This is a genomic window from Mesorhizobium sp. PUT5 (genome assembly GCF_052216645.1).
Taxonomy (GTDB): domain Bacteria; phylum Pseudomonadota; class Alphaproteobacteria; order Rhizobiales; family Rhizobiaceae; genus Mesorhizobium.
In genome coordinates, this window is record NZ_JBQOSO010000003.1 from 2,901,392 (window position 1) to 2,922,873 (window position 21,482).

The following is a 21,482-nucleotide window of genomic DNA, read 5'->3' on the forward strand; positions in this document are numbered from 1 at the left end:
TTCGGAAACAGCGCTACAAACCTCTTCTCCCCTGTGGGGAGAAGGTGGCCGCGAAGCGGCCGGATGAGGGGGCGGCTGCCGGTTTCCTATGCCGGCCCCCTCAAAACGCCTCGAGCTTGCGCCGCACCTCGCGCAGGAACGCGGCCCGCGTCTGCGGCGTTGACTTGTCCATCAGGTAGTGCGCCACGAACAGCGTGCGGCAGCGCCAGCCGCACAGGGCGCGGATGCCGCGCAGGATGGTCTTGCGCCCCGGATGGCCGACCACATGCGACCACCAGCGCGGCGCCCCGCAGGTGGTGACCACGGCGATCTTGGAGATATGCGTCATCAGCGGCTTGACCGGCGCCATCCCCTTCGGCAATTCGAACGCCACGTCGGTCGCCCAAACGCGGTCGAGCCACCCCTTCAGCATTGCCGGCAGGCCGTACCACCAGGTCGGGTAGACGAAGACGAGCGCCTCTGCCCATTTCAGGTGCTCAATATGCGCGGCAAGCGCGGGATCGCTCGGCGCGCGGTCGTTGTACTGCCGCCGCTCGGGCTCGCGCATGACGGGATCGAAATTCTCGGCATAGAGATCGACGAGCCGGGCCTCGCAGCCCTTGGCCGCAATCGCCTCCAGCACCGCATCGCGCAGTGCCGCGCAAAAGCTTTCCGGAACGGGATGGCAGTAGACGACGAGGACGCGCATGAACGGCCCTACCCCACCTTCTCCAGTCCCTTGAAAAGGAAAGTGCGGCCGGAGCGGTAGTCGTAGTCCGGGTTCTCCCAGGCGATCATCTTGCCCGGATTGAGCAGTCCCTGCGGATCGGCTTCGCGCTTGAAGGCAAGCTGCACCGCATCCGTCTGCTTCATGCCGCCCTCCTCCAGCGTGTAGCGGTGCGGATTGAAGATCGGACAGCCGTTTTCCTCGAAGACGCGGACGATTTCCTCCAGCCGCTCTTCCGTGGTGAAGCGCACGAGGTTGAGGCCGAAGCAGGTGACGTTGCCGTCCAGCCGCACGAACTCCAGATGCGAGAACACCTCGCCGGGGAACATGGCGTCCATCTTCTCCACCAGCTCCAGTTGGTTCGGGAACGGATAGAGCGACTGCAGGTAGGTGATGGACGGATCGACGCGCAGCGCCCGCAGCGTCGTGTGGTTCCACGCCAGTTCATAGGTCGGCGGCAGGCCCTTCTTCTCCTCATCCGACATGGCTGCCGCATTCAGCAGCACCTCGCCGCCCTGGCGGGCGGTGAAGGCTAAAAAAGCGTCCAGCGAATGCGCCGCCACCATCGCCAGGCAGATGCTCTGGCCCGGCCGGAAGAAGCGCTGGTGGCGCTTGAAATAGTCCTGCGGAACCGGCGCGGCGATCGGCGTTATCAGCTTGGTCAAAAGCCCGTCCTGGCAGCCGAGCGCGTTGCCGAAGCGGGCGGCATCCATGAAGCTGCCGAAGCCGACGATCACGTCCACCCAGTCGTAGGCGGCCGTCAGCGGCATCTCCACCTCGGTGATGATGCCGTTGGTGCCGTAGGCGTGGGTGACCTTGTGCAGATCCTCGCCGGTGAGGTCGAGCACCCGCGGCTCGGCCTCCATGGTCACGACCCGCAGCCGCAGCACATTGCCGAAATCGCGCAGGCCGCCAAAATTGATCGAGCCGACGCCGCCGGAGCCGCCGGCGACGAAGCCGCCGATCGAGGCGGTGTTGTAGGTGGAAGGATGCAGGCGCAATTCCTGCCCCGAATGCGCGCGCGTGGCCTTGTCGATGTCGGCGATGATGGCGCCGGGTCCGCACACCACGCGGCCGGGCGAAATGGCGGTGACCTCGTTCATGTCGGCGAGCGACAGCACCACTCCCCCCGAAAGCGGCATGGCCTGGCCGTAATTGCCCGTGCCGGTGCCGCGCGGCGTGACCGGCACGCCGTGCCGGTGGCAGGCGGCCAGCACGCGAATGACTTCCGCCTCGTTGCGTGGCGAGACCACGAGATCGCCGGTGACGCCATCGAGCTGGCGCTTCAGCACCGGGCTGTACCAGTAGAAATCGCGGCTCTTCTGCTGCACGATCTTTTCGTGATCGTCGATCCTGAGTCCGTCGAGATCGCGTTTCAGCGCGGCGATATCCATCATTCCACCATCAGATCGTCGAGTTCGGCATAATCGGGCGGCCTCACGTCGATGTGGCGCCCGTCGCGGACCACGATGCGGTCCGGTTCCGGCCGCGACAGAAGCTCGGTCCAGCTTCGCCCCTTGAAGACGATGAAGTCGGCCGGCCCGCCCGCGCGCAACACCCCCGCACCGGCAAGCCCCATCGCCCTTCCCGGCGTCGCGGCGACCGCCTTGGGCCAGTCCTCGACCGGATGGTCGAGATGCAGGATGCGGGTGGCCATGCGATAGACCTCGAGCATGTCGAGGTCGCCATAGGCATAGAAGGGATCGCGCGTGTTGTCGGAGGCCACCGACACCGGAATGCCGCGCGCCTTCATCTCGTGCAGCAGCGTCACGCCCCGCCAGCGCGGCGTGGTGCCGTCGTGACGGCGGTCCTGCAGGTAGAGATTGCACATGGGCAGCGACACGACCGCCATGCCCGCCCGGGCCACCTTGTCCAGCGTGTCGAGCACGTCCGCATCCGGCTGGCGCGCCAGCGAGCAGCAATGGCCGACGAGGATCTTTCCCTCAAAGCGATGGCGAAGCGCAGCCTCGGCTATTCTCTTCAGCGAGATCGCGCCGACATTGTCGGTCTCGTCGGCGTGGAAATCGAGGTCGAGGCCAAGCGAGATCGCGACGCTGAACATGCGGTCGAGCAGGTCGTCGAGGTCCGGCACCATGTAGGTGACGGCGCCGAGCACCCCGCGCGCCACCGCCACGCGGCCGGCCAGGCGCCCGAACCAGGCGGCATCCCGCACGTTCTCGATGCCGACCAGCGCCGCCGCCTGCAATTCGATGCGGCCTTTCCAGCGCGCCCGCATCTCCTCGAACACCGGCCAGGAAATTTCCTCCTGCGGCGCGCCGCTGTCCAGATGCGTGCGCAGCGCTTTGGTGCCGTGGGCGTAGGCGCAGCGCAGCGAAAAATCCATGCGGCGGGCCACGTCCCGAGCGCTCCAGCGCGCGCGCCTGTCGGTCTCGTTGGCACCCAGCGCCCCCTTGAACGAACCGTCCGGGTTGGGGCTGCGCGGCCAGATATGGCCCTTGTCGATATGGGTGTGGCAATCGACGAAACAGGGCAGCACGATGCGGCCCTTCAGGTCGATGGCGGCGGCGTGTGGTTTTGCCGGTGTCGCGGGCGCGATCGCCCTTATGCGCCCGTCCACCACATCGATATTGGCCAGCGTAAAGCCGTCGCCGTCGAACTGCGCCTTGAGGTCGAGCGCCAGTGAGGAATGCACGCGGGCGCTGGCGAGCACGAAAGAGCCGGAGGCGGGGATGGGAGGCAGGGCTGTCACGGCCTGGCTCCCCCCTCCGCCGTCATCCCGGAAGCCGCCCGAAGCGGAGCGAAGGTGCGGTTATCCGGGGTGACGCTACTCACTGCCACGTCCCTATCCTTCCTGCTTGAGCGCGCTCTCGTGCCAGCGGCGCAGCACCAGATGCGAAACCAGCGACAGCACCAGGAAGATGACGATACCGGTGAGCGAGATCAGGATCAGCGCTGCGAACAGGCGCGGCGCGTTGAGCCGATAACCGGCCTCGATGATGCGCGAGGCGAGCCCCGATGACTGGCCCGACGCGCCGGCGACGAACTCGGCCACCACCGCGCCGATCAGCGACAGCCCGCCGGCGATCTTCAGGCCGCCGAGGAAATAGGGCATCGCCGCCGGCAGCCGCAGGTGCCACAGTTCCTGCCAGCGGGTGGCGCCGTTCAGGCGGAACAGGTCGCGCAGATTGCGGTCGACCGAGTTGAGCCCCAGCGTGGTGTTGGACAGGATCGGGAAGAAGGCCACGATCCAGGCGCACAGGAGAAGCTTGGCCGTCTGGTTGTCGACATAGATGTTGATGAGCGGGAAGATCGCCACGATCGGCGTCACCTGCAGGATCACGGCGAAGGGGAAGAACGACATCTCCACCCATTTCGACTGCGCGAACAGCACCGACAGCCCCACGCCGCCCACCACCGCCAGCAGCAGCGACAGGAACGTGATCTTCAGCGTCACCAGCAGCGAGGAAAACAGGAGGCCGGCATCGGAATAAAGCGTCTGTAGCACCACGCCGGGGCGCGGCAGGATGTATTTCGGGATACCGTTCCACACGCAGATGCGGTCCCACAGCCAGATCGCCAGCACCATGATGACGAGCGGCAAAAGCCATCTGCCGACCCGTTCCAGCCGCTGCTGGCGCACGCGGCGCGCCTCTTCCGAGTCGAGCGGCTGGGCGGCGTGCTCAATGGCTGCCATGGCCGGCCCCCGTCGTGGAGTTGATGGCGCCGGCCAGCATGTCCGAGGCCTGCCGGCACAGTGCCGTATAGACGGGCGAGGTGCGGAACGCCTCGTTACGCGGATAGGGCGCGTCGACCGCCAGTTCCTCGAACACCCGGCCCGGCCGCGCCGCCATGACGATGACGCGATTGGACAGGAACACGCTCTCGAACACCGAATGGGTGACGAAAACGGTGGTGAAGCGCTGGTCCTGCCACAGGTCCAGGAGATCGTTGTTGAGCTTGAAGCGGGTGATCTCGTCCAGCGCCGCGAATGGCTCGTCCATCAGGAGCACGCGCGGTTTCGTCACCAGGGCGCGCGCGATGGACACCCGCATCTTCATGCCGCCGGAAAGCTCGCGCGGCACGGCGGCGGCAAACTTGTCCAGATGCACGCGCGCCAGCATCTCCATCACCGCGGGCGCGGCCTCGGCGCGCGACACGCCCTTGAGCCGAAGCGGCAGCCAGACATTGTCGAAGACGCTCGCCCAGGGCAGCAGCGTCGGCTCCTGGAAGACGAAGCCGACGGTCTCGCCGGTCGAGCCCGGGCGGTCGATCGTGCCGGAGGTCGGCGTGGAAAGCCCGGCAATCAGCCTCAGCGCCGTTGACTTGCCGCAGCCGGAAGGGCCGAGAAGGCTGACGAAATCGCCTTCCCGGATGGCCATATCGACGTCCGACAGCGCCGTGACCCCGTTGGAAAAGACCTTGCCCACCCCGCGCAGGCAAAGCAGGTCCGCTCCGGCTCCGCCTGGGGGCACCGGCATGGCATCGCTGTCCGGCATCCGCCCGGTTCTCACTTCTTCCCGGCTTTCACTTCTTCAAGTCGAGCCCGACGCCCTTGTTGACGAAGACGAGCGTGTAGGCCTTCTTGATGTCGATGTCGGCCGGAACGGCCTTGGCCTTCACCATCTTGTCGTAGAAGCTTTGCACGCGCTCGTCGGTCATGGCGCCGATGCCGAGCTTTTCGGCGTCGCCGGAATCGACGATGCCGTATTTCTTCATCTGCGCGATCGAGAAGGCGATCTGCTCGTCGGTGATGTCGGGATTGTCCTTCTTGATCGCCGCGTTGGCCGCCGAATTGTCGCCGTAGAGATATTTGTACCAACCCTTGGCGGAGCCGTCGACGAAGCACTGCACCACCTCGGGCCGCTTGTCGATCGTCTCCTGCATAGCCTCGATCGTGGTGGCATAGGCGTTGAAGCCGTTGTCGGCGAGCAGGAAGACGTTGGGCTGGAAGCCGCCCTCCTTCTCCACCGCATAGGGCTCGGAGGTGACGTAGCCCTGCTGGATCGACTTCGGATTGGCGATGAAGGGCGCCGCATTGAAGGTGTAGGGCACGCGCTTGGCCGGATCGAAGCCGAACTCGCTGGTCATCCACAAAAGGAAGCTCTGCGCGCCTTCGTCGCCGATGATGTACTGCTCCGCCTTCGGCAGGTCTTCCCATGTGTCGAGGCCCTGGCCGGGATGCGACATCATCACCTGCGGGTCCTTCTGGAAGGTGGCAGCCACCACCCTGAGCGGAATGTCCTGCTGCACGGCGTCGAACGCCTGCAGCATGTTGCCGCCCATGTAGAAGTCGATCTTGCCGGCCAAAAGCAGCGGCCGGCCGCTGACCTGCGGGCCGCCCTGCATGATGGAAACGTCCAGGCCGCAGGCCGAATAGGTGCCGTCCAGCATCGCCTGGTAGAAGCCGCCATGCTCGGCCTGCGCCAGCCAGTTGGTGCCGAACACCACCTTCTCGTTGGCCGCAGCACCCGCCGTGCCGCCCGCCAGCAGCGCCAGCGCGCCCGCGGCAATCCAGATTCTTCCAACCATGGGCCCCATCCTTCCTTTATACCGGCGCCGCCCGCCGGCCCGACGACCTTGTTGTGCAGTGCAGGACATGACCGGCCGGCCGTCGCGCCGCAAATGCCTTCCCGCCTGAAGGCAGGGCCCGGCCGAGTCGTGCTGCGCGCGGCATCGTGCCTATTTTCGAAACGTCTGTCCACAATCGGCGCATGCCATCCAAAGCGAACTTGTGGGGTTCCGCGCCGGCGTCTACCCTTGTCGCCAAAAGGATGCGTCCATGTTCAGGTTCCTGACCCCCAAATCCATCCGGCCGCCCTTCGCCCGCTACAGCCACGGCGTGGAAGTGCCCGCCGGCAAGCGGCTGGTGCTGTGCTCCGGCCAGCTTGGCATCGGGCCCGACGATTCGGTGCCCGACGACGCCGGCGCCCAGGCCGAACTGTGCTTCGCCAACATCGCCGCCGTGCTTGCCGAAGCCGGGCTCGACCTCGCCGACATCGTGCGCATCAATACCTTCGTCACCGACCGCGCCCATATGAAACCTTACATGCAGGTGCGCGACCGGCTGTTTTCCGACCCCGCGCCGGCCTCGACGCTGATCATCGTGTCGGGCTTCTCGCGGCCGGAATTCAAGATCGAGATCGAGGTGATCGCCGCAGGCTGACGCGGTCCGCAAAGCAGCAACGAGGAACACAATGAGCGAAACGAAACGGCGCGCCTGGTGGGGCGACTACCGCACCACCGAATATGGCTCCATCGACGCCGAAGAAACCATCGCGGTGCTGCCGGTGGCGGCCATCGAGCAGCACGGGCCGCACCTGCCCGTCTCCACCGACACCACCATCATGACCGGCATGCTGGAGACGGTGATCGCGCGCCTGCCGCACGATCTCGACGTGCGCATCCTGCCGGTGCAGGCGGTGGGCAAGTCGAACGAGCACGTGCACGCGCCCGGCACGCTCACCCTGCCGCCCGCAACGCTGGTCGAAGCCTGGACAGAGCTTGGCCTTTCCGTGGCCCGCGCCGGCGTCCGCAAGATCGTCGTCGTCAATTCGCATGGCGGCAACGAGGAGATCATGGGCATCGTCACCCGCGAACTGCGCGTGCGCGCCAAAATGCTGGCGGTGAAGACGAGCTGGCAGCGCTTCGGCCGGCCGGAAGGCATGTACACGCCCGAGGAAGACCGCCTCGGCATCCATGGCGGCGACGTGGAGACCTCGCTGATGCTGCATTTCCGGCCCGACCTGGTCGACATGAGCCAGGCCCGCGACTTCGTCTCCAACGTCACCCGGGCCGACAGGCACTTCGAGCTGCTGCGCCAGACCGGCACCCATGCCTTCGCCTGGATCGCCAGCGACATCAACGAGCATGGCGTGGCGGGCGACGCCTCCCTCGCGACGGCCGAGAAAGGCCGGCTGACGGCGCAATATCAGGCCGACGGCTTCGTGCGGCTGCTGGAGGACGTGCGCAAGGCGAAACTGGCGGATTGGCTGGCCTGATCCCGGTCAGATCGGCAGCGCGAAGGGCACGCCCTCGAACGCCTCGGCGCCACGGCCGATCGCCCTGATCGCCTCTACCATGCGCCCGCGCCGTCCCAGCACATCGTCGGCAACGGAGATCAGCTTCGGGTTCGGCGTGGCGGAGGGCGAGAGCGCGCGTAGCATCTGCGCCAGTTCCTCCTCGTCGCGCTGGGGGGAAAGGGCGGCCGCGATGATATAGGCCGACGCCGTGGAGCGGCTGATGCCGGCATAGCAGTTCACCACCAGCGGCCGGGACCGCTCCCAGGATTGCGCGAACGCCAGCAGGCTGTGCACATGCGTCAGGCCCGGCGGCGTCATGCCTTCCTGCGCCTCGGCGATGTCGTGCATGACCAGATGGAGATGGTTCTGCGGCAGGATGGAAAGCGGCCGCTCCATCGCCGTGCCTTCGGCCAGCAGCGAAAGCAGCCGCACCGCGCCTGCTCTGGTCACCGTTTCCTCGACCCTGGAGAGCGGACATACGATGATGGTGGATTGGGTGTCGGTCATGGCCGGGGCTCCTCGCGTGGATGGTCGCGCTTTCCCGCCCGGGAGGCAAGGGCCGCCTCCAGCCGCCGCCATTCTTCCTCCGTGCCCGGCAGGCCGGCGCGCAGCGCATGCGGCCGCCCGGCGAAGTGCCGCAGCAGGATGCCCTGTTCGCCGAGCGCCGAAAACAGGCCGGCCGCTCCCGGAAACTCAAGATAGCGGAACAGGCTCGTGCCGCCGCGAACCGGAGCGCCGTGCCTGGCAAGCAGGGCGTCGAGCCGCGTGGCCTCTTTTGCCAGCCTTTCGCGCATCTGCCGTTGCCAGCGCGTGTCGGCCAGTGCGCGGATGCCGTATTCCAGCGCCGGGCCGGAGACAGCCCATGGGCCGAGGCGCGCGTCCAGCCGCCGCGCCGTCGCTTCGTCCGCCAGCGCGAAACCCAGCCTGACCCCGGCCAGGCCGAAGAATTTTCCGAAGGAGCGCAGCACCACCATGCCGCCCCGCTCCACGTCGCCCGCAAGGCTTTCCGCGCCGGGCCCGACATCCATGAAGGCTTCGTCCACGACCAGCAACCCGCCCTTGGCGTGGAGACGGGCGGCAAGCTCCAGCAGCTTTTCGCGGGAGACCACGCGGCCGTCGGGATTGTTCGGGTTGACCACCACGGCAAGCTCGCCTTGGGCCAGCGCCTCGAAGCGCTCGACCTGCTCCACCTCGTGGCCGGCGACGCGCGCCGCCTGCGCGTGCTCGGCATAGGTGGGTGAAAGCACCCGCGCCAGGCCGGGTCTTGCCAGCGAGGCCACCAGCGGCAGCAGGATCTGCGTGCCGGGCGCAGCCGCCACATGGGCGGCGGACGGCGCGCCGTAGGCCTGCGCCGCCACCTCGCCGAGTTCACGCGCCCGCGCCGGCTCCGGCAGGCGCGACAGGGCGGTGGCGGGCAGCGCAAAAAGCGGGTAGGAGTGCGGGTTGATCCCGGTCGAAAGGTCGACGAACGGTTCGGGCGCATGCGGAAACAGCGCCCTGGCCCGCTCCAGGCTGCCGCCGTGATCCATCCTCGCCGCCGCTTCGCCGGGAAGCCCCATGTCGCCGCTCCTTGCCTTCCTGTCGCTGCTCGCCGAACTCGGCCTCGGCTATCCCGACCGCCTCTTTCGCGCCATCGGCCATCCGGTGACGTGGCTGGGAAGGCTGATAGCCTTTGCCGATTGCCGGCTCAACCGAGCGACCGATACCGACGAACGCCGTCGCATGGCCGGCATCGCCGCGCTTGCCGTCGTCGTGCTGGTGCCCGCCGCACTTGGCGACATCGTCGAGCACCTTTTGTTGAAGCTGCCGCTCGGCATGCTTGCCGTGGCGCTGCTGGCAAGCAGCCTGCTTGCGCAGAAAAGCCTTGGCGGCCACGTCGGGGCGGTGGCCGAGGCGCTTGACGAGGGCGGCCTGCAGGCCGGCCGCAAAGCGGTGTCGATGATCGTCGGCCGCGATCCGGAAAAGCTGGACGAGGCAGGCGTGTGCCGCGCCGCGATAGAAAGCCTGGCCGAGAATTTTTCCGACGGCATCGTCGCGCCGGCCTTGTGGTTGGGCATCGGCGGCCTGGCGGGCGGCGCGGCCTACAAGGCCGTCAACACCGCCGATTCCATGATCGGCCATCGCACGCCGCGCCACGAAGCCTTCGGCTGGGCGGCGGCGCGCTTCGACGACCTCGTCAACCTGCCAGCCTCGCGGCTCACGGCGCTGCTCGTCATTGCCGCCGCCTTCATCATGCCGGGCGCGAATGCCGGCAACGCCTGGCGCGCCCTGCGGCGCGACGCGCGGAACCACCGCTCGCCCAACGCCGGCTGGCCGGAGGCGGCGATGGCCGGCGCGCTCGGCCTGGCGCTTGCCGGCCCGCGCGCCTATGGCGGGGTCATGGTGGACGACGCCTTCATGGGCAAAGGCGGCCGTCGCGATGCCACCAGCGCCGACATCCGCCGCGCGCTCCGGCTCTACTGGATGGCCGACTTCCTGCTCGTCGCCCTGTTCGGGGCCGTGGCGCTGGCCGTCCTCGCATGAGGCGGTAGCGCGGCTCAGAACTCGATGCCCTGCTGCGCTTTCACGCCGGCGGAAAAATGGTGCTTGGTCGAGCCCATCTCGGTGACGAGATCGGCCGCCTCGACAAGCGCCGGCTTGGCGTTGCGGCCGGTGACGACGACATGCAGGCCCGCGCGCCGGCCCGCCAGCGCCGCGACCACCTTGTCGATGTCGAGATAGTCGTAGCGCAGCGCGATGTTCAGTTCGTCCAGCACCACGAGGCCGATCGACGGATCGGCCATCAGCTCCAGCGCCTTTTCCCAGGCCGCTTCCGCCGCTGCCACGTCGCGCTTGAGGTCCTGCGTCTCCCAGGTGAAGCCCTCGCCCATCGTATGCCAGGAAACCCTGTCGCCGAAGGCCGCGAAAGCGTCCCTTTCGCCTGTGCTCCAGGCGCCCTTGATGAACTGCACCACGCCGACGCGCCGGCCATGGCCGAGCATCCTCAGCGCCAGCCCGAAGGCGGCCGTGGTCTTGCCCTTGCCGGGGCCGGTGTTGACGATGAGCAGGCCCTTCTCCACCGTCTTGCCGGCGACCTCGGCGTCCTGCACCTGCTTGCGCCTGGCCATCTTGGCGCGGTGGCGCGCGGCCTCCTCATCGGAAATGTCGGTCTTGTCCATCACTTCACCTTCAGCGGCAGTCCCGCCACCATCAGAAGCACCGCGTCGGCCGCTGCCGCCGCCTTCTGGTTCAGCCGGCCGGCCTCGTCGCGGAACCGGCGCGCCAGCGCGTTGTCGGGCACGATGCCCTGCCCCACCTCGTTGGAGACGACGAACCACGGTCCGCGCGGGCGCGCCAGAACATCCGCCAGCCGGGCGCACTCGGCTTCCAGATCATGTTCGGCCAGCATGTGGTTGGTCAGCCATAGCGTCAGGCAATCGACCAGCGCCGGCCGCCCCGGCGGCAGCGCGGCCAGCGCCCCGGCAAGGTCGAGCGGCGCCTCGATCGTTTCCCACCCCTCGCTTCGGCGGGCGCGGTGATGGCCGATGCGCTCGGCCATCTCCGCATCATGTGCCTGCGCGGTGGCGATATAGGCCCATGGCGCGGCATGGCCCGCCACCAGCCTCTCGGCGTGCGCGCTCTTGCCGGAGCGCGCGCCGCCGATCAGCAGGGTCAGCGTGCCGGCCTCAGGCAAAGCTGTCGCGCAGGCTCGCCGCCTCGCCGGTGACGCGGCCGCGCACGACGCCTGCCACCGCGCCGAGCACCAGCCAGAACAGCAGGTTGGTGATCGTCACCGCCACCACGAATTGATGGTGGAGACCTTCGGGGATCGGCGTCTCGAAGCTGTCGGGCTGCGGCGCGCCGACGATGTGGGGCGCCACAATCAGCACCACGGCCAGCAGCGTCAGCGGCAGCGACTTGCGGAAGGCGATCAGCGCCAGCCCGGCGGCGGTGGCAAGCACCGTCGCCACCCACCAGACCTGGCGCGCGGCAAGGTCGGCGGCGGGCATGGCCGGAAGCTCGGGCGGCAGGCCGAGGCCGGGCGCGAGGGTGAACACGGAAAAGCCCGCCAGCCCCCAGAATACGCCCTGGCGCCAGTTGCCGATGCCGCCGGCAAGCTCGGATACCGCGACCAGGATCAGCGCGAAGCCGATGCCGGTGACGACGTTGGAGAGCACCGTGTAGGCGAAGCGCTCGAAGCCGTCGGCGGGCTCCCAGGCTTCATGCTCCTCTTCGGCGGGTGCGGCGGTCTCGTCGCCCGGCGCGGCACTTTCGACGGCGGCGTGGTCGTGGTGGTGGCCGCCGCCGGCCTCCTCATAGACTTCCGCCTTCAGGATCAGCGGCACGGTGGCATAGGCCTGCATCAGGGCCAGGGCGACCCCGGCCACAAGCCCGGCGATCGCCGCGACGAACACGACGTTGCGAAATACGTTCATGATGGCGTTACCTCGTCAGTGGCAGGGAAACGCCATGGAATGGCGGTTGTCGTGCGCGGCATTGTGGACCGCATCGATATGCGAGAAGCCGACGAAGCCGATGACGAAGACGCCCAGCAGCGCCGCCATGGCGAGCTGGACATAGCGCGACTGCGAAGAAGCAGCCGCCCCGAGAGAAGCCGAAGCCGTGTTCATGTCTGTTCCTTTCACCCTCCACCCGAGGGCACTGAAGCCATTTTCGACGTCGCCGGCAGGTCTCCTGGCTCGCGGATCAGCGCCCTTTCCCGCCTTCCCGGAGAAAACCTCCAGTGGCTCTTGGGAGAGGACTACCGCACACAGTTGCGGGGGCAGCAGCGGCATTGGGCCGAAGCCCGCACCGCATTCCCTCTCGGTCCCTCACGGGACCGGCGACCGGGCCACTATAGGAAGAATCGCACCGTCCGGCAAATCCGAATCCGTCATCGGCGCTTCCATGCGCCCGGGCGCCGCTCACAACGATTTCGGCAGGTAGATCCAGGTCACGATCGCGCAGGCCGCCGTCAGGCAGCCCAGCGTGGCGAACACCGAGCCGAGGCCGAAAAAGGTCAGCACCACGGAATAGACCAGCGGCGGGGTCAGTTCCGAAAAATCGAGATAGGTGCGATAGACGGCCGCCATCTGCGGCCGCTCATAGGAGCGCACGGCCCGCATGAAGGCGGTGGAGCCCAGCGCGTCGATGGCGATGGTGAAGAAGGCGCCGCACAGCAGCAGGCCCGCCGTCAGCAGCGGCACCGCCTCGCCCACGGCGCCGGCAGAAAACAGCAGCGCCGACATGGCCGCGAAGGCCAGCGTGATGATGCGCCGGGCGCCGAAGCGCCTGCCCGCCCTTCCCCAGAAGATCGCCGCGAACAGAAGCGCGTTGCCGGCGGACACCAGAAGGCCCCCCGCCAGTTCGCCCTGCCCGGTGATGACCATGAACAGGGGACCGTAGACGAAGAAGGTGGTCCAGTAGCAGGAGCGGCCGAAGGCGATCAGCCACGCCAGGCGCAGGCGCGGCTGGCGCAGGAAACGGCCGATATTGGCCAGCGGGTTGGCGGCGCGGCTCTTGCCGGCGGCGATCATCGGATTGTCGCTCAGCCGGTAGAACCAGAACAGCGCCAGCAGGACGACGGCGAAGACCGCGACCGCGCCGTGGGCGGCATAGATGCCGTAGTGCGTGTAGAGGAAGATGCCGAGCGTCGGCCCTCCGGTCCAGGCGAACATCGACCAGGCCATGCGCAGCGATTCCGCGCGCATGAAATCCGTCTTGCGGATGTGGTCCATGATGTAGAGGTTGAGCGTGATCGACAGCGCGCTGGCCCCCATGACCCGGCACAGCATGCCCAGGAACTGCCCCCAGAGCGTGTGCGTGACGAAGAAGAGCGAACCGACTGCGAGCAGGCAGGCGCCCGCCGTGTAGACCCAGCGCCGCGCGAAGCGGCGGATGAAGATCGGCATGAACAGCGTCACCGACAGGCCAAGCAGCGACACCAGGGTGTAGAGCATGGACACGGTCTGCTCGTTGCGCAGAATCTCGTAGGCCTGGATCGGGATGACGCTGGCGACGGTGGCGCGCGCGAAGGATTCGATTGAATAGAGAGACGCGAAGGTGCGCGCGCCCGCAGTCCGCACCTGCGCAAGCCACATAGGATGGCGGACATGCGTTGCCATTAAGGATGTCACCCGTCTCCCGGAAGCGGATCAGCATGCGGGACTGTGCGCATTGCCGCGCGCCGTCAGTAGCAGGAAACCGACCGGAAGCGGCCGGAATGCGAAGCCGGCCAACGACTTTCCGTCGCTGGCCCAACTTTACAGGCGGCGTCTTTGCCTCTACCCCTCGTCGGGCGCGAAAGAGCCGGGACCATGACCGCCGAACAGCCGACCGGAACCGCCCCGGCACGAACCAAACGCATCATCGCCATCGACATGCTGCGCGGCGCCGCGCTCGTGGCCATGGCCAGCTACCACTTCACCTGGGACCTCGAGTTCTTCGGCTACGCCCATGCCGGCCTGACCGCCTTCGGCCCGTGGAAGATCTATGCGCGCTGCATCGCCTCGACCTTCCTGTTCCTCGTCGGCGTCAGCCTCGTGCTGGCGCACGCCGACGGCATCCGCTGGAACGGCTTCGGCAAGCGGCTGGGCATGATCGTGGCGGCCGCGCTGGCCATCACGGCGGCGACGCGCCTTGCCACGCCCGACAGCTTCATCTTCTTCGGCATCCTTCACCAGATCGCCCTGGCGAGCGTGCTCGGCCTCGCCTTCCTGCGCCTGCCGGCGCTGCTCACGCTCGCCGCCGCAGCGCTGGTCGTTGCGGCGCCCCACTACCTGCGCTCGGATTTTTTCGACCACCCTGCCCTGTGGTGGGTCGGCCTTTCCAGCGCCGATCCACGCTCCAACGACTATGTGCCGCTGTTTCCGTGGTTCGGCGCGGTGCTGACCGGCATGGGCATCACCCAGCTTGCCCGATCGTACGGCCTGCTGACACGGCTGGCGGCGCTGCCGCAGCCGGGCTGGACGCGCCCGCTGGCCTTTGCCGGCCGCCACAGCCTGGCGGTCTATCTGGTCCACCAGCCGGTGCTGATCGCCTGCGTCTGGCTGTTCGCGCAGTTCATGCCGCCCCAAAGCCGCCCGCCGCAGGAAGGCTTCGCCGACGCCTGCCGGGCAAGCTGCGCCGAAACCCGCGACGGCGCCTTCTGCACGCGCTATTGTGGCTGCATGCTGGGCAGGCTGCAGGGCGAAGGGCTGCTGGAAAAACTCTACAAGGGCAGCGGCGACGACGCCTTCCAGCAAACGGTGCGCGACCTCGCCGCCACCTGCACGGCCGAAACCGACGGCGCCATGGAGGGAGGGCAGACACCATGAAAAGCGAGCCTGGGAACGGCAAGTTGGGCAGGCAAAGGCACGGCATGCCCTGGCCGCCGCTGATCTATCTCGTGGCCGTCGTCGCGGGCGTGGCGCTCGACCTGTTCCTGCCGCTGCCCTGGCTCGGCGGCGTGCTGGCCGACATCCTCTTCGCTATCGGCTGGCTCTGCCTGCTGGCGGTGGCGGCGCTGTGGATCAGCGCCATCCGCATGATGCTGCGCGCCCGCACCACGCTGAACCCGAAAGGCACGCCCGAACATCTTCTGACCGCCGGGCCCTTCGCGGTGAGTCGCAATCCCATCTATCTCGCCAACACGGTGCTGCTGATCGGCATCGGCCTGATCGTCGGCAGCGTCTGGTTCCTGCTGCTCGCCTTCGTGGCCGCCTTCCTCACCACCAAGCTCGCCATCGAGTTCGAGGAGAAGATGTTGGCCGAGCGCTTCGGCAAGCGCTACCGCGACTATTCCAGGCGCGTGCGCCGCTGGATTTGAGAAAGGCCCCTGCAAGGAAACCCGCGCTCCTCGATCGTGCGCAATGGCGCGCGACGCCGCCGCTCTGGCTCAGGTGTTGACGCCCAGTTCCGCCAGCCGCTCCACGCAGGCTTCCTCGGCCTGGTCGAGTTCGGTCAGCGTCTCCTCCAGGTCGCGCCGCTTCTGGCGCAGGCCGTCGCGCTTCTCCTCGATGCGCCTGATCATCAGCTTGAGCTGGCCCACCTCCCCCGGCGGCTCCCTGTACATCTGGATGATCTCGCGGATCTCGCTGATGGAGAAGCCGAGCCGCTTGCCGCGCAGGATCTGGCGTATGAGATGCCGGTCGGACGGGCGGAACAGCCGCGTGCGCCCGCGCCGGACCGGCTGGATCAGCCCCTCGTCCTCGTAGAAGCGCAGCGTGCGCGTCGAGATATCGAATTCGCGCGTCAGTTCGGTGATCGAATAATATTCCCGCATCGTCGCTCCGCGCATCGGCAGTCAGGGGCTCTCGAAAAGGCTGCGGCGCAGTCGTTTCCCTGTCGGAACGGCTCGCTGTCGGAACGGCCGCTGCCGTAGGAATCGGCCAGCCCAAGTCCGGTCGCCGCAACGGGATTTCGCACGGCATTTACGTAAAAGTCAATTTCAACGGCAAACGTCAGCGATTTCCGGGCGTCGGGGCGACAAAGCCAGCGATGGCGTCCACGACGCCCGGCGCAAGCGGCAGGTGCGGATCGCCGTAGGTGCCGAGATTGGCGGAACGATCCGCCGTGCCGACCTTTTTCAGCACATGGTTGGTATCGGGCAGCAGCACGAGCCTGGCCTGTGGCGCCGCCGCTTTCAAGCGCTCGGCATCGGTCACGGAGGTCTGCAGGTCGCGCTCGCCCTGCAGGATGAGAACCGGCTTGCGGCAATCCGCGATCAGCCGCGCCGGGTCGACGGCCAAGGTGTCGATGAGAAAATCCTGCACCTTCGGATCGAAGATCGGCCGCAGCGCCGGGTGCATGCGCGCAACGTCCGGCCGCCGGCCTGCCTCCAGCGCCGAAACGGCCGCCAGCGCCTCCGCCAGGATGGGCGCGTTGGCCGGGTTCGAGGAAAATTGCTCGCGCAGGACCTCGCCCAGCGGCCGGCCCGGCGCCGCCGCCAACACCAGCCCGCAGATGCCGGCGTCGTTTCCGGCCGCCGCCGCCAGCGCCACAAGGCCGCCCTCGCTGTGGCCCAGCACCCAAACGCAAGGCGCGCCGGTTTTCGCCCGTATCGCGCCGACCCATGCACGCACGTCCTGCGCATAGTCTGCGATGGTGACGGCGTTGGCGTCCGGCACCGCCCGCGCGCTGGCGAACATGCCGCGCATGTCGATGCGCACCGTGGAGATGCCCCGGGCAGCCAATCCCTCGGCCAGCAGCCGGTAGGCGGAGGCCCTGATGCCCAGCGGACTGTTTCCGTCGCGGTCGGTCGGGCCGGATCCCGGAACGATGAGCACGATCGGCCCCGTCGCGAGCCCAGTTGCGCCCGCCGCCGGCAGAAGCGTACCGGCCAGCGGGCCCTGCGGGCCAGGCGCCTCGATCTCGATCGCGGCGGCGCCCGAAGTCATGGCGAACCCCACGATGCCGGCGAGCAGGACGACGAGGCGCATGGCCGCTTCCTTTCTTCCGGCCGGGGACTCACGGCGCGCCGAACCACCAGGTCGCCAGGCCGAGGAAGGCGAAGAAGCCCACCACGTCGGTCACGGTGGTCACGAAGACGGCGGAAGCGACCGCCGGGTCGACCTTGAAGCGGTCGAGGGTGAGCGGGATGAGGATGCCGGCGAGCGCTGCGGCGAACATGTTGATGATCATGGCCGCGCCGATGATGCCGCCCAGGTTGACGTTCTGGAACCAGGTCGCCGCCACCGCGCCGATCAGCACGGCAAACACCGCGCCGTTGATGAATCCGACGCCGACCTCGCGCCGGATGACGCGCCAGGCATTGTAGATGTCGAGGTCGCGGGTGGCGAGCGCGCGCACCGTCACCGTCATGGTCTGCGAGCCGGCATTGCCGCCCATGCCGGCCACGATCGGCATCAGCACCGCCAGCGCCACGATGCGCTGGATGGTCTCGTCGAACAGGCCGATGACCGACGCGGCCAGGAAGGCGGTGAACAGGTTGACCAGCAGCCACGGCACACGCGAGCGCGAGGCCGACAGGATGGAGTCCGACAGTTCCTCGTCGCCGACGCCGCCCATGCGCAAAAGGTCCTCCTCAGCCTCCTCCTGGATGACGTCGACCACGTCGTCGATGGTGAGCACGCCCACCAGCCGGTCGTTCTCGTCCACCACGGCGGCGGAAAGCAGGTCGTACTGCTCGAACTCGCGCGCAGCCTCCTCCTGGTCCATGGTGGCGGGGATGGCGTGGCGCGTCTCGTGCATGACGTCCTCCACCGTCACCGCGCGCCTGGAACGCAGGATCTGGTCGAGGTCGATGGCGCCCAGCAGCTTGAAGGTGGGGTCGATGACGAAGATCTGGCTGAAGCGGTCCGGTAGGTTCTTGTCCTCGCGCATGTAGTCGATGGTCTGGCCGATGGTCCAGAACGGCGGCACGGCGACGAACTCGGTCTGCATGCGCCGGCCGGCCGTCTCTTCAGGATAGTCCAGCGCGCGCCGCAGCCGCACGCGCTCGGTGAAGGGAAGCTGCGACAGGATCTCGTCGCGGTCCTCCTGGTCGAGGTCCTCCAGGATGTAGACGGCGTCGTCCGAATCGAGGTCCTGCACCGCCTGCGCGATCTGCGCGTTGGGCATGTGGTCGACGATGTCGAGGCGAATGGCCTCGTCCACCTCGGTCAGCGCGGAAAAGTCGAAATCGGTGCCCAGCAGTTCCACCAGCGCGCGGCGCTGGTCGGGCAGCATGGCCTCAAGCAGGTGGCCCAGCTCGGACTGGTGCAGGTCGCCGACATCGTGCTTCAGCGCCAGCGTGTCGCGGTCGGCGATGGCCGCGCCGACCTGCGACAGGAACGAGGCGCGGATGACGCCGTCCTCGTCGTAGATGTCGGCGCGCCCCTTTTCGGCCTCGGCGCTGCCCGCATGCTGGTCATGGCCTTCCATCGGCGTCTCCGGCTGCCGGACTGCGGAAAATCCCGTCGCTACGCCCTAGCGCATTGCAGCGGCGGGAAGAAAGCGGTTTCGACAACAATTCCCTCCCTGCGCAAAGGGTTGCGGCCGCGAGCCTGCGCCCTGCCCTTCCGCCGCCGTGCGAATCGGCGCGGCCTCCCGCCCCGCTGCCCTTCCCCGTGCGCCCTTCCGGCGACAGGAGCGGCATGCGGCAGGAACATGACGAAGGCGTGAATCGCGGTCGCCGGCGGCAATGGCGACAGCTTGTCCACGATCGGCGAGAATATTGCGCACAGCGCTCTTGTTTCGCCGGAAGCGATTTGCTACAGGCCGCGAGCCGGACGGTTCCGGCTTCTACCACGTGCGGTCGTGGCGGAATTGGTAGACGCGCAGCGTTGAGGTCGCTGTGGGGCAACCCGTGGAAGTTCGAGTCTTCTCGACCGCACCATTCGCCAAAAATGGCCAGCATAAATACTTGTTTTCTCCTGGAAAATTTTAAGGCGCAGGCCGTCGCATTCGCGACATGTGGCGCCGTCTTGGCTGGACCGTGCGCATCCCGGGCGAGCCGCCCCCCTTCGGCAGCCGCAATTGCGTTGTGGCGTTCTTCGACCTGACGAAGGACGCACGCGCCCGCCACTGCGAAAGACTTGCGTCATCCAATCTGCATCACCAAGGGCCTGACCGCGCCTTCGCCGCCCCGCGGGGATCCAGCATGACGCGCATCGGCCGTCTCTGTCGAAACGACGGGAGATACTGGTCACGCCGGCTTGATGCCATCCGCACAGGACGGCGGCAAAGCCACTTTCCGAACCTCGCCCCATTGTGAGCGGAATTCCCAGTTGCTCCCCCTATCGCCGCGCCCGCAATGGCAAGCTTGGCGACCCCATAGCTCCGTAGCCAAATGATGTAATTGGCTGTTTCCAATTAGAGCGGTTTTCGATCAGTCTGGCTCATAACCACATGAAGTGAAGTAGTTGGCGCATTCGTTAGGCTGGAAGATATCGACGAGCTTGCCGATCAGGCTCCAGAGGCCGCCGACGGTTCGCTCTCCCGCCTTGCGCAGCATGGCCTTGAGGCGGGAGAAGGCTTTCTCAATGGGGTTGAAGTCCGGGCTGTAGGGCGGAAGGAAGCGCAGTGTCGCGCCCGCTGCCTGGATGTGTTCGCGCACCGAGGCCCGCTTGTGGCTCGACAGATTATCCATGACGACAACGTCACCGGGGCGCAGTTCCGGCACGAGAACCTGAGTGACATAGGCTTCAAACCAGTCGCCGTTGATCGGCCGATCCAGCACCATCGGTGCGACCATGCCACTCATGCGCAGCCCGGCCACGAGCGTGGTGGTCTTGCGGTGGCCATGCGGGAAGCCCATCCGCAGCCGCTCGCCTTTTGGGCAGCGTCCATGGCTGCGGGTCATGTTGGTGGTGGTCCATGTTTCGTCGATGAACACAAGACGCTCCGGTTCCAGATCGATCTGGCCGTCGAACCAGGCCCGGCGCTGCTTCAGGATATCGGGACGGTCTTGCTCGACGGCATGGCCAGTCTTTTTTTGCGCGTCATGCCACGGCGCGCGAAGAAGCGGTGGAGCCCGGCGATCGAGACGTGCAAGCCGATCTCGATCAGCGCCAGGCGCAGTTCCTCAAGCGAGGTGTCCCTGCGCGCTTCCCAAATCGCCAGGATGTCCGCCCCACGCTCCTCGATCCGGCGTGACCGCATATCGCCGCCCTGTGGTTTGGGAGAAAAGTCGCCAGTTTCCCGGCGCTGCGCCTGCCAGCGGATCGCCGTCGATGGTGCAACGCCAAAGCGAGCGGCTGCCGCACGGCAGCTCATACCATCATCAACCGCCGCCAGAAGCCGCGAACGCAAATCCATCGAAAGAGGTTGGCCCATCCATGCCGGCCTCCATCACCAGCACGGATCCTGAATCAGAAATTACGCTCCGAGGGAATCCACTCTCGATTCATAACGGTCGAAATCCGCTCTAGACCACTATCGTCATAGCAGCTCTTCGGAACAATATTGGCGTGCACAGTAACACTGCACCGAGAATATCGCTGCGTCTATTCGAAGGAGTAGGGCTATGCTGTCGTCTCTGGTCGACTTCATCACGAAAATGAAGATTGAAACTCAGGTTCAGCCTGGACTCGATATTGCAAATGTTATTGCCGTCATATTCGTCATTAGCGCCTTCTTTGTCGCATATGGGGAATATAAGGCAAATATTAGACGCGAGAAGACAGACAAAGACAGAGAAGAAAGGAAATATTCTGAAGAAAGAAAGTTAAGCAGGGAGGAGTATGCAAAAGAGTTATATCGAGATTACCTTAAAATGTGCATGGAACATCCAGAACTTTCAACCGCAAAATACAAAGCGGATGACGTATTCGAAAGTGATAAATACGTTACATTTGTTTCGATAATGCTATCAGCGTTCGATGATTGCGTAAATTATATCGATGGAAATTCATATGATGACGTTATAAAATGGCAAATTGGTATCGTACATGAAAACTATATTAAAAGTATATTACATAAAGATTTAAACAAAAAGGACAGCTCAAGAGAAATATACTCAAAGAAATTCATAGATCTTGTCGATACAATTTTCGATGAAAGAGAAATAGACAATAATCACAGGCAAATCAGATAGCCGACGCTCATCGATATTTACAATTAGTTCATGGTCTTGATGAATTTTTGTGATCATGCTCCTCTAGAAGGAGCATCGCCTTCTCAAGACATTTTTTCGCTCTTGCGTATTTTCCAGCCGATCTCATGGCGTTGTTACGTCCCGGGTGTGATACGGATCCGGCATGAAAGGACGTCACTACATTCGCTAAGGCGCGTTTGCACTTCTCGACATCCCCGACAAGGCGCTCGCGAATTTGTCCCGGTGTTTCGTCGTTTGCGGTGTTGTCCATCGTACTAGACCGGCATTGAATCTGGTGTCT

At 66.1% G+C, this 21,482-nt stretch carries 23 protein-coding genes, 1 tRNA gene and 1 riboswitch; of the genes, 7 read left to right on the plus strand and 17 right to left on the minus strand.

What is annotated here, in order from left to right; all coding sequences use genetic code 11:
- Positions 1 to 100: 100 nt before the first annotated feature.
- The 6 genes from ACTDI4_RS15625 to ACTDI4_RS15650 form a co-directional block, all read right to left on the minus strand.
- Positions 101 to 688: an NAD(P)H-dependent oxidoreductase gene (locus tag ACTDI4_RS15625; protein ID WP_442842012.1), complete on the minus strand. Its 588-nt coding sequence runs from the start codon at positions 686 to 688 to the stop codon at positions 101 to 103.
- Between the two features lie 8 nt (positions 689 to 696).
- Entirely contained in the window at positions 697 to 2,100 is a 1,404-nt protein-coding gene (locus tag ACTDI4_RS15630) for an FAD-binding oxidoreductase (protein ID WP_442843374.1), read from the minus strand.
- On the minus strand, positions 2,100 to 3,416 hold the full coding sequence (locus ACTDI4_RS15635) for a cytosine deaminase (protein ID WP_442842013.1): 1,317 nt from the start codon (positions 3,414 to 3,416) through the stop codon (positions 2,100 to 2,102). The genes ACTDI4_RS15630 and ACTDI4_RS15635 overlap by 1 nt, the downstream gene beginning before the upstream one ends.
- Positions 3,417 to 3,509: 93 nt before the next feature.
- Positions 3,510 to 4,361: an ABC transporter permease gene (locus tag ACTDI4_RS15640; RefSeq protein WP_442842014.1), complete on the minus strand. Its 852-nt coding sequence runs from the start codon at positions 4,359 to 4,361 to the stop codon at positions 3,510 to 3,512.
- The gene (locus ACTDI4_RS15645) at positions 4,348 to 5,145 is read right to left on the minus strand and encodes an ABC transporter ATP-binding protein (RefSeq protein WP_442842015.1); all 798 of its coding nucleotides are present in this window, start codon (positions 5,143 to 5,145) and stop codon (positions 4,348 to 4,350) included. Before ACTDI4_RS15645 ends, ACTDI4_RS15640 begins: the two co-directional genes overlap by 14 nt.
- A gap of 46 nt (positions 5,146 to 5,191) precedes the next feature.
- Positions 5,192 to 6,196, minus strand: a complete 1,005-nt coding sequence (locus tag ACTDI4_RS15650; RefSeq protein ID WP_442842016.1) for an ABC transporter substrate-binding protein — start codon at positions 6,194 to 6,196, stop codon at positions 5,192 to 5,194.
- Between the two features lie 250 nt (positions 6,197 to 6,446).
- Between ACTDI4_RS15650 and ACTDI4_RS15655 the strand changes: the two genes are divergently transcribed.
- Positions 6,447 to 6,830 carry a RidA family protein gene (locus ACTDI4_RS15655; protein ID WP_442842017.1) on the plus strand — a complete coding sequence of 128 codons (384 nt, stop codon included), beginning with the start codon at positions 6,447 to 6,449 and terminating at the stop codon, positions 6,828 to 6,830.
- 31 nt (positions 6,831 to 6,861) lie between these two features.
- Positions 6,862 to 7,665, plus strand: coding sequence for a creatininase family protein (locus tag ACTDI4_RS15660; RefSeq protein WP_442842018.1), 804 nt, complete (start codon positions 6,862 to 6,864; stop codon positions 7,663 to 7,665).
- 6 nt (positions 7,666 to 7,671) lie between these two features.
- On the opposite strand, the gene ACTDI4_RS15665 is transcribed toward ACTDI4_RS15660, so the two are convergent.
- Together ACTDI4_RS15665 and cobD are read right to left on the minus strand one after the other, a co-directional pair.
- Positions 7,672 to 8,193 carry a tyrosine phosphatase family protein gene (locus ACTDI4_RS15665; protein ID WP_442842019.1) on the minus strand — a complete coding sequence of 174 codons (522 nt, stop codon included), beginning with the start codon at positions 8,191 to 8,193 and terminating at the stop codon, positions 7,672 to 7,674.
- Positions 8,190 to 9,215 (minus strand): threonine-phosphate decarboxylase CobD, encoded by a 1,026-nt coding sequence (gene cobD, locus ACTDI4_RS15670; protein WP_442843375.1) that lies wholly within the window; start codon positions 9,213 to 9,215, stop codon positions 8,190 to 8,192. Before cobD ends, ACTDI4_RS15665 begins: the two co-directional genes overlap by 4 nt.
- A 28-nt stretch (positions 9,216 to 9,243) precedes the next feature.
- Here cobD and cbiB point away from each other — a divergent pair, with 28 nt between their 5' ends.
- Positions 9,244 to 10,209 (plus strand): adenosylcobinamide-phosphate synthase CbiB, encoded by a 966-nt coding sequence (gene cbiB, locus ACTDI4_RS15675; protein ID WP_442842020.1) that lies wholly within the window; start codon positions 9,244 to 9,246, stop codon positions 10,207 to 10,209.
- A 14-nt stretch (positions 10,210 to 10,223) separates the two neighbouring features.
- On the opposite strand, the gene cobO is transcribed toward cbiB, so the two are convergent.
- The 5 genes from cobO to ACTDI4_RS15700 form a co-directional block, all read right to left on the minus strand.
- Entirely contained in the window at positions 10,224 to 10,844 is a 621-nt protein-coding gene (cobO, locus tag ACTDI4_RS15680; protein WP_442842021.1) for a cob(I)yrinic acid a,c-diamide adenosyltransferase, read from the minus strand.
- Positions 10,844 to 11,359, minus strand: coding sequence for a bifunctional adenosylcobinamide kinase/adenosylcobinamide-phosphate guanylyltransferase (cobU, locus tag ACTDI4_RS15685; RefSeq protein WP_442842022.1), 516 nt, complete (start codon positions 11,357 to 11,359; stop codon positions 10,844 to 10,846). The genes cobO and cobU overlap by 1 nt, the downstream gene beginning before the upstream one ends.
- The gene (locus tag ACTDI4_RS15690) at positions 11,352 to 12,101 is read right to left on the minus strand and encodes a CbtA family protein (RefSeq protein ID WP_442842023.1); all 750 of its coding nucleotides are present in this window, start codon (positions 12,099 to 12,101) and stop codon (positions 11,352 to 11,354) included. Before ACTDI4_RS15690 ends, cobU begins: the two co-directional genes overlap by 8 nt.
- Positions 12,102 to 12,116: 15 nt before the next feature.
- Positions 12,117 to 12,296 (minus strand): CbtB domain-containing protein, encoded by a 180-nt coding sequence (locus ACTDI4_RS15695; protein ID WP_442842024.1) that lies wholly within the window; start codon positions 12,294 to 12,296, stop codon positions 12,117 to 12,119.
- Between the two features lie 37 nt (positions 12,297 to 12,333).
- A riboswitch (cobalamin riboswitch) is annotated at positions 12,334 to 12,525 on the minus strand.
- A 65-nt stretch (positions 12,526 to 12,590) separates the two neighbouring features.
- Positions 12,591 to 13,790, minus strand: a complete 1,200-nt coding sequence (locus ACTDI4_RS15700; RefSeq protein WP_442842025.1) for an MFS transporter — start codon at positions 13,788 to 13,790, stop codon at positions 12,591 to 12,593.
- 192 nt (positions 13,791 to 13,982) lie between these two features.
- Between ACTDI4_RS15700 and ACTDI4_RS15705 the strand changes: the two genes are divergently transcribed.
- The gene (locus ACTDI4_RS15705; RefSeq protein ID WP_442842026.1) at positions 13,983 to 14,981 is read left to right on the plus strand and encodes a DUF1624 domain-containing protein; all 999 of its coding nucleotides are present in this window, start codon (positions 13,983 to 13,985) and stop codon (positions 14,979 to 14,981) included.
- Positions 14,978 to 15,472 carry a methyltransferase family protein gene (locus ACTDI4_RS15710; RefSeq protein WP_442842027.1) on the plus strand — a complete coding sequence of 165 codons (495 nt, stop codon included), beginning with the start codon at positions 14,978 to 14,980 and terminating at the stop codon, positions 15,470 to 15,472. Before ACTDI4_RS15705 ends, ACTDI4_RS15710 begins: the two co-directional genes overlap by 4 nt.
- 69 nt (positions 15,473 to 15,541) lie before the next feature.
- Here the strand turns inward: ACTDI4_RS15710 and ACTDI4_RS15715 are convergent, their stop codons facing one another.
- The 3 genes from ACTDI4_RS15715 to mgtE all read right to left on the minus strand — a co-directional run bounded on the left by ACTDI4_RS15715 (position 15,542) and on the right by mgtE (position 18,528).
- Positions 15,542 to 15,928: a MerR family transcriptional regulator gene (locus ACTDI4_RS15715; RefSeq protein WP_442842028.1), complete on the minus strand. Its 387-nt coding sequence runs from the start codon at positions 15,926 to 15,928 to the stop codon at positions 15,542 to 15,544.
- A 178-nt stretch (positions 15,929 to 16,106) separates the two neighbouring features.
- Positions 16,107 to 17,084 (minus strand): alpha/beta hydrolase, encoded by a 978-nt coding sequence (locus ACTDI4_RS15720; RefSeq protein WP_442842029.1) that lies wholly within the window; start codon positions 17,082 to 17,084, stop codon positions 16,107 to 16,109.
- Between the two features lie 28 nt (positions 17,085 to 17,112).
- Positions 17,113 to 18,528, minus strand: a complete 1,416-nt coding sequence (gene mgtE, locus ACTDI4_RS15725) for a magnesium transporter (protein ID WP_442842030.1) — start codon at positions 18,526 to 18,528, stop codon at positions 17,113 to 17,115.
- Between the two features lie 369 nt (positions 18,529 to 18,897).
- Between mgtE and ACTDI4_RS15730 the strand changes: the two genes are divergently transcribed.
- Positions 18,898 to 18,982: transfer RNA gene (locus ACTDI4_RS15730), tRNA-Leu, on the plus strand.
- 492 nt (positions 18,983 to 19,474) lie between these two features.
- On the opposite strand, the gene ACTDI4_RS15735 is transcribed toward ACTDI4_RS15730, so the two are convergent.
- A protein-coding gene (locus ACTDI4_RS15735) for an IS630 family transposase (RefSeq protein WP_442839650.1) occupies positions 19,475 to 20,421 on the minus strand; the annotation gives its coding sequence in 2 pieces (ribosomal slippage) (positions 19,475 to 20,085 and positions 20,085 to 20,421; 948 coding nt in all).
- Between the two features lie 223 nt (positions 20,422 to 20,644).
- Between ACTDI4_RS15735 and ACTDI4_RS15740 the strand changes: the two genes are divergently transcribed.
- Positions 20,645 to 21,181: a hypothetical protein gene (locus ACTDI4_RS15740; protein ID WP_442842031.1), complete on the plus strand. Its 537-nt coding sequence runs from the start codon at positions 20,645 to 20,647 to the stop codon at positions 21,179 to 21,181.
- The last annotated feature ends 301 nt before the right edge of the window (positions 21,182 to 21,482 follow it).